Source organism: Mycobacterium sp. TH-M82 (assembly GCF_057473605.1).
Genome location: NZ_JBYCKY010000607.1, coordinates 1 through 3,211, shown reverse-complemented (window position 1 = coordinate 3,211; position 3,211 = coordinate 1). Strand labels below are relative to the sequence as shown.

The 3,211-nt window shown below is 69.4% G+C and carries 4 protein-coding genes and 1 pseudogene; 3 read left to right on the top strand and 2 right to left on the bottom strand.

What is annotated here, in order from left to right; translation table 11 throughout:
* A partial coding sequence (locus tag AC2VON_RS18055; protein WP_486954183.1) for an alpha-hydroxy-acid oxidizing protein occupies window positions 1–620 on the top strand: 620 nt, incomplete at its 5' end.
* Window positions 621–652: 32 nt separating this feature from the next.
* Entirely contained in the window at window positions 653–1,555 is a 903-nt protein-coding gene (locus tag AC2VON_RS18050) for a tyrosine recombinase XerC (RefSeq protein WP_486954182.1), read from the top strand.
* A gap of 70 nt (window positions 1,556–1,625) precedes the next feature.
* Here AC2VON_RS18050 and AC2VON_RS18045 read toward each other — a convergent pair whose 3' ends face one another.
* The gene (locus AC2VON_RS18045) at window positions 1,626–2,252 is read right to left on the bottom strand and encodes a Uma2 family endonuclease (protein ID WP_486954181.1); all 627 of its coding nucleotides are present in this window, start codon (window positions 2,250–2,252) and stop codon (window positions 1,626–1,628) included.
* 28 nt (window positions 2,253–2,280) lie between these two features.
* A pseudogene (locus AC2VON_RS18040) lies at window positions 2,281–2,763 on the bottom strand (M23 family metallopeptidase); the annotation flags it as partial.
* Between the two features lie 240 nt (window positions 2,764–3,003).
* Here AC2VON_RS18040 and rpsB point away from each other — a divergent pair.
* The coding region (rpsB, locus tag AC2VON_RS18035) for a 30S ribosomal protein S2 (RefSeq protein ID WP_486954180.1) at window positions 3,004–3,211 on the top strand (208 nt) is incomplete at its 3' end.

Here is a 3,211-nt window from a genome sequence, read left to right as displayed (position 1 = left end):
CCTGGGTGCCCGGTTGGCGCCCGCGTGACCTGGCGACGTCGAACTTCCCGCAGCTGCGCGGGCACTGCCTGGCCAACTACACCAGCGACCCGGTGTTTCGGGCCGGCCTGGCTCAGCCGCCGGAAGAGAACCCGCAAGGCGCGGTGCTGGCATGGGTACAGACCTTCGGCAACGCACTGACCTGGGACGACCTGCCGTGGCTGCGGTCGCTGACCAGCCTGCCGCTGATCGTCAAAGGCATCTGCCACCCCGACGACGCCCGCCGCGCCAAAGACGGTGGGGTAGACGGCATCTACTGCTCCAACCACGGTGGCCGGCAAGCCAACGGCGGCCTGCCGGCCATCGACTGCCTGCCGGGTGTGGTGCAGGCCGCCGACGGGTTGCCGGTGCTGTTCGACTCCGGAATCCGTAGCGGCGCCGACATCATCAAGGCTCTGGCGTTGGGCGCGACCGCGGTTGGCGTGGGCCGGCCGTACGCCTACGGCCTGGTGCTGGGCGGGACCGCCGGTGTGGTGCACGTGCTGCGGTCGCTGCTGGCCGAAGCCGATCTGATCATGGCCGTCGACGGCTATCCCACGCTGGGCGACCTGACGCCGGAGGCGTTGCGGCGCGTTGACTGAACCACCCGGCCCGGGTCTGCGACCGTAGAGGAGTGGACGCGATCCTCGACGAATTCGACGACCATCTCGCCCTACAGCGGGGGCATTCCACGCACACCCGCCGCGCGTACCTGGGTGACCTGCGATCGCTGTTCGCCTTTCTCGCCGAACGCGGGCCCGGATCCGGACTGGACGGCCTGAGCCTGCCGCTGCTGCGGGGTTGGCTGGCCGCGCAAGCCAGTGCCGGTGCGGCCCGCGCCACACTGGCGCGCCGCACGTCGGCGGTGAAAACGTTCACCGCGTGGGCGGTTCGGCGCGGCCTGCTGTCGTCGGATCCGGCGGAGCGGCTCCAACTGCCGAAAGCACGGCGGACCTTGCCTGCGGTGCTGCGCCAGGATCAGGCGCTGGATGCCATGGCGGCCGCGAAATCCGGTGCCCAGCAGGGTGATCCACTAGCGTTACGGGATCGGCTGGTCGTCGAGTTGCTCTACGCCACTGGAATCCGGGTGAGCGAGCTGTGCGGGCTCGACGTTGACGACATCGACCTGTCGCATCAGGTGGTTCGGGTGCTGGGCAAAGGCAACAAACAGCGCACAGTACCGTTCGGCGAACCGGCCGCTGACGCGTTGCGGGCCTGGCTTTCCAACGGACGCCCCGCGTTGGCCACCGCCGAGTCCGGGCCGGCAGTTCTGCTGGGCGCCCGCGGCCGCCGCCTGGACCCCCGGCAGGCGCGCACCGTCGTGCACCAGACCGTCGCCGCGGTGAACGGCGCCCCCGACATCGGGCCGCACGGGCTGCGGCACAGCGCGGCCACTCACCTGCTGGAGGGCGGTGCGGATCTGCGGATCGTGCAGGAGCTGCTCGGCCACTCCACGCTGGCCACCACCCAGCTGTACACCCACGTCACCGTCGCCCGGCTGCGGGCGGTGCACGACCAGGCCCACCCGCGGGCATGATCCGAGCGACGATCAGACGTCGTCGTCGCAGCCATGATCGACTTCCTCGGCCGACGGGCCGCGCGTTAAATTAAGTCAGCAGGCTGCTGATCGCGGCGAGGTTGATGGTCACCGGCCACGGCACTTCGGTGGTGTAGCGCTCGACCATCACGTCGTCGTCGACGTAACCCGACGCACCGGGTTCGCCGCTCTTACCCCAGGCTCGCAGGCTCACCCCATCGGCCGACTCCAGGTCGACGATCCAGTAATGGGGGATCCCGGCGTCGGCGTATTCCGCGCGCTTGACCACGCAGTCCGGGCGGCGGGACCCGGGCGACAGGATCTCGACGACCAGCAGCACCTCTGATGCACGCAGTAGTCCACCCTCGGCACGCACCCGCTGCACGGCAGACCGCTCGACCACCACCAAATCGGGACGGCGTGACGTGCCGGGCTCGTCGCCGCGACCGAACTCAAGGTCGATATCGACGTCCGGAACGACCACGAGCGTGTCGGGAAGCTGGGCCTTGAGCTGATCGCACATTTCGTATGAAGCCAGCATGTGGTCGGGTGACGGCGACGGCGACATGACCAGGTTGCCCGCCTGCAGTTCCCAGCGGTAGCGGTCGTCCTCACCGAGCCCCGCGTACTCGGCGACGGTCAGCAGCCTGCCGGGCGGCTCTACCGGAGCGGTCACCATGAGCTCCTCTTTCGGCACACGGACAGTGTCGCAGGCTTCAGCCCCTCAGCGGCTTGAGCCGAATCGGAGTCGAGACCAGCAGGCCGAGCGGATCGATGTAGTCGGCCCGGGCCGCGGGGCCCCACATCGCACCCCAGTGCAGGCAGGCGGCCGCACCACAACCCGGATGCCCGGCCTCCAACGCGCCGATCGCCGTCCCGGCGGCCACCCGCTGACCGACCCGCACGACAGCCCGCACCGGTTCGTAGCTGGTGTGCAGACCACCCGGGTGGGCCAGCGACACCACCGGCCGCCCGGCCAGGTCACCGGCGAAGATCACCGTGGCCGTAGCGGCGGCGTACACCGGCTGGCCGGGAGCGCCGGCCAGGTCCACCCCGCGGTGGCCGCGCTGCCAGTCCGGTGACGGGGCGTCGAAGCTCCGCGTCACCGCCGGGCGCGGCCGCAACGGCCAGTCCAGCCGGATATCGTCGCCCCGGGCCGGGGCGGCACCGAGCAAGCCGGCGAGCAAGATCAGCGCCGTCCACCGCATCTGCGCAGTTCACCGGCTCGGCGGTGATCCGGCCAGTCGGCGCTGTGGACAAACCGCCTGCTCGAACCGTGTAAACTCACTTCTCGCAGTCCGCTTCAGCGGGCTGACTTCGCGTGTCTGCGCAACAACCGGATGCCGAACGGTCCCGTCGCACCGACGGGCAGGGCATCTCAGCAGACACCAGGGCCCGGCCTCAGCAGATGCCGGGCGACAACCGACGACATAAGGACATGGCTGGCAATGGCCGTTGTAACCATGAAGCAGCTGCTGGACAGCGGCACCCACTTCGGACACCAGACCCGTCGCTGGAACCCCAAGATGAAGCGGTTCATCTTCACCGACCGCAACGGCATCTACATCATCGATCTGCAGCAGACGCTGACCTTCATCGACAAGGCATACGAGTTCGTCAAGGAGACCGTCGCCCACGGCGGGTCCGTGCTGTTCG